Source organism: Aporhodopirellula sallentina SM41 (genome assembly GCF_000346505.1).
Taxonomy (GTDB): domain Bacteria; phylum Planctomycetota; class Planctomycetia; order Pirellulales; family Pirellulaceae; genus Rhodopirellula; species Rhodopirellula sallentina.
Genome location: NZ_ANOH01000102.1, coordinates 1 through 3,985, shown reverse-complemented (window position 1 = coordinate 3,985; position 3,985 = coordinate 1). Strand labels below are relative to the sequence as shown.

The following is a 3,985-nucleotide window of genomic DNA, read 5'->3' as shown; positions in this document are numbered from 1 at the left end:
TCGGACAGTTTGACAGGGATACCGCTTGGGGGGCAGGCGTGACTTAGAAAATAGATAGCGAAGCGGATCGCCAGTGGCGCCCGCTCTCGTCTTGTCCGTTTCCCGGCTTGTATCCGGTCCCGCTTGTTCGCAATTGCCCTGCTGTGAATCTCCTGCGTTCCCTCGCATTGAACACCCGCTATACGCTGAGCCGCCATCGGCGGGAGATGCGGGTGCGCGAATTGGCGGCAGAGAACCGGGCCCCGATCTCGGTGTTGTTCTATCACCGGGTTGCGGATTGCTATCCGAACGACTGGACCATTTCACGCGAGCAGTTCGTTCGGCATATCAACTACTGCCGTGAGCATTTCGAGATCATCTCGCTCGCCGAAGCTCAATCGCGGCTGCAGAAGAAACACTCGCCCCGACCGGCGGTCGTGATCACATTCGACGATGGCTACGCCGAAAACATGCGGTACGCGATCCCGTGGTTGATCAGTAACCGGATACCGTGCACCTACTTTGTCACCACCGAGAACGTGCGTCATGGCTGGCCGTTTCGGCACGACATCGAAAACGACCAACCGCTCGATGTAAATACCGTCGAGCAGCTCCGGGCCGCATCACAATGCGGGATCGAAATCGGATTGCACACCGCCAATCATGTCGACTTCAATTGCATTGCGACGCGCAGTGAGTTGGAGAGCGAGATCGTCGACGCCAAGATGGATCTCGAAATCATGATTGGCCGGCAAGTCGACTACTTTGCCGTGCCGTACGGAATGCCACAGCAAATGCGTCCCGCAGTCATCGAAACCGCCAAAGCCTGCGGGCTGCGCGGGATCTGCAGTGCCTTTGGTGGCTACAACATGGTCGGCGAGGATCCGTTTCATATCCGGCGGATTCACGGCGACCCCGACTTCGTCCGCCTGCGTAATTGGCTCAGCTTTGACGAACGCAAATTCCGTCATAACCCGACGCTTCCTACTGACGATGTACTCGAGGAAACCGGTGTTTCCGGGAAATCTTCGGCAACCGGAACAGGAAAAGATGCAACACTTTCGGCAACCGCCGATTTGATGGACAGTGCCTCATTACTCGGCGGAGCGTCACTGCTTCCAAATTCAACGTTCCAAACTTAAACGCTTCGTTTCATGACTCACTCGAGCCATCCGCTGACCTGCTGCTTTGTCATCACATCGATGCCCGTGGGTGGGGCGGAAGTCTTGCTCGTCAACTTGATGCGGCGAATGGATCCGCAACGGGTGCGCCCCGAAGTCATTTGCTTGAAAGAGGCAGGACCGCTCGGCGAAGAGATTGCCGAAGAATTCCCGGTGCACTCTGAACTAATCGGCAGCAAGTACGACATTGCCGTCGTGCCACGCATCGCAAAGTTGCTCAAGAAGCGATCTGCTGACGTCGTGATCACCGTCGGTGCCGGCGACAAAATGTTCTGGGGACGACTCGCCGCAAAATTAGCGGGTGTCCCCGTAATCGCATCGGCACTGCACTCGACCGGTTGGCCCGACGGTGTCGGAAAACTGAACCGGTTGTTGACTCCGATTACCGATGCATTCATCGGCGTGGCCGAGTCGCATGGCGAGTTCCTACGTGAATTCGAAAAGTTCCCCGCGTCGAAGGTGAACGTGATTCGAAACGGTGTCGACTGCGACCGCTTCTGCCCGGACGCCAACGCCCGAGCATCCGTGATCGAAGAACTCGGGTTGCCCGAGAACGCCCAAATCATCGGGCTCGTTGCAGCACTGCGGCACGAAAAGAATCACTCGATGCTCGTCGAGGCGGCGGCAAAACTGCGCGGCCAACATCCCGATCTTCATACGTTGATCGTCGGTGAAGGTCCTGAACGAGAAACGATTGAACCGCTCCGCCGGGAACTCGACTTGATCGATCGCGTTCACTTGCTCGGCAACCGCAGCGACACGCCCCGGTTGCTCGCGGCGATGGATGTGTTCACGCTGTGCTCACTCAACGAAGCCTCGCCGGTATCGATCCTCGAGGCTCTCGCGTGCGGCACGCCGGTTGTCGCGACCGACGTCGGATCGATCAAGGAAACTGTGATCCCCGACCGCACGGGCCTACTGGTCAAAAGCCAAGACGTGGACGGATTCGCTAACGCCATCTCTCGCCTGTTGAGCAAACCGAAAACTCGACAAACGATGGGACAACAAGGACGCCAACTCGTGACAGAAACCGGATCATTGACCTCCATGGTCGACGGCTACGAAAACTTGATGCACCGCATCTATCACCGCAAGCGTCAACCGAAGAAGAACGCTAACCTCGCGACGCAAACGTCTCGCAATCAGCGGGCGACCGTCACCAGCAAACGAGCCGCTATCTCGTCCGGAACCGTGGCAGGCAACAAAGTGTTCTGAACGCTTCACGCCGCCAGCGCGAGTACGGTTCTAACAGCTCATCTGCCGATCGGCGTTCGCCGCAGTTTGCACGCGTCAACGCTGTTATCTGCGCAAAATGCGTTTACCGGTAGGTAAAAACGAAAAAACCTGCCGCTCATTTTACACGTGACTTTTTGTATCCACGTCATCTACTTCGTGTGTTGGGTTGCCCGTCTCGCTTGCATGGATGTGCTGCGTTGACACAAAACGAGCGACCTTCCACACGTATTCTCATTCGCATGAAATCGCGGCAACTACTTCGGTTTTGTTGTTTCTGACACGCGTTCTTGACGCCCGATGATCCGCTTTGTTTGACACCCGTTGGCGGGTTGAGGAGAATTATCGGGCAGACTTCACGACAAATTCGCAGTCGTTTCTCACCTGCTTCGCAGCAACCGATCACGCCTGTTTTGCGTTCATTGCAAACTCGGCGTAGCGATTGGTAATCGAGTTCTTATATATTTTTACTTGTCGTTGCTGCCGGGTTCCTTGGGAGACCACGAATGAGTTGGCGGAGTGCAGAAGACTACAAACTGATCGAAGAACTCGAGTGGCCCGATTTGTGGGACGACTACGAGCGAGCGGTGAGTGTCTGTATTAGCGCGCACGAAGAGCCCATGCAGCGATTCGGGATCAAGGACAGCGACGGAGGTCGTTTGTTTCAGCAATTGCGTTTGCTCGACCCGAGCGGTGATTGTTTGAAAAAGATCAAACGTTCGCAGGAGGCGTTGCACCGGGCCGAGGGATCACTGCGCAGCAAGCTGTCGTTGTTGCCCGACGATTGGCGTTCGGACAAGACGTTTCACCGCATGCTCTGCGTGTTGAACATCCGCGATTGCTCGATCTACAAGGACATTTGCAAAGCGTTCGACAAAATGCATGTCGACAACCGATCGCTGGTCGACTTGATCGCACTTTCGAGAACCCGCATGGGTTTCCCGGTCGCGTTGAAGCTCGTCGTCCGTGTCGGCACGAAAGAGGCTCGCGGGACGCTGCTGAAGATCTCGCGAAACGTTCACGACAACGAATCGAAAATGGCGTTGCTCAACGATGCGGCGGTCGCGGTCTCGGTGAAGATCCACGACCGACACGTTATTCCTTTGTTGGTTAACCGTCTAATCGCCGTCTACGGAAAGGCGTGTGAAGATCGTGATGAGCAGGCCGGTGCGATCATTACCGATCTGCTCGAGGTGATGGAGCACACGCGTGACGAACTCGCCCCCAAACTGCTCCAACAACTCGCCGCGCTCGGTGGTGATAGCGGAGCGGTGACGAGCGAAGATGGCAAAGAGAATTCGCAACTCGGGATCAAACAATCCATCATCAACCGCGATCTCACCCCGATCCGCGAAGCCGCTCGTCAAGAACTGCAGCGTCGCCGAGTCGCGTCGTAGCAGAACCGGCAGCACACTCGCCGGAAAACTCGACCGAGGAGTCTCTTTCTGTGTCGCAGATTCACACATGAGAACGCCGAGTACCGAGTGACAGGCGTCGCGTGTCTGGCACCCTCGCAGCGTATCGATCGACGAAGCCTTCGACTCGATTGTGAATTGGGCAGTTTCTGATTCGCGTGAATTGGCACGGCAATC

Annotated in this window: 3 protein-coding genes; all 3 read left to right on the top strand. The window is 56.3% G+C overall.

Translation table 11 applies throughout. The features are described from left to right. The first annotated feature begins 143 nt into the window (after positions 1-143). The gene (locus RSSM_RS05945; RefSeq protein ID WP_081613698.1) at positions 144-1,121 is read left to right on the top strand and encodes a polysaccharide deacetylase family protein; all 978 of its coding nucleotides are present in this window, start codon (positions 144-146) and stop codon (positions 1,119-1,121) included. A 12-nt stretch (positions 1,122-1,133) separates the two neighbouring features. Next, positions 1,134-2,375 carry a glycosyltransferase family 4 protein gene (locus RSSM_RS05940; RefSeq protein WP_008675634.1) on the top strand — a complete coding sequence of 414 codons (1,242 nt, stop codon included), beginning with the start codon at positions 1,134-1,136 and terminating at the stop codon, positions 2,373-2,375. Between the two features lie 524 nt (positions 2,376-2,899). Beyond that, complete coding sequence (locus RSSM_RS05935; protein WP_008675629.1) at positions 2,900-3,790, top strand: hypothetical protein; 891 nt, start codon at positions 2,900-2,902, stop codon at positions 3,788-3,790. The last annotated feature ends 195 nt before the right edge of the window (positions 3,791-3,985 follow it).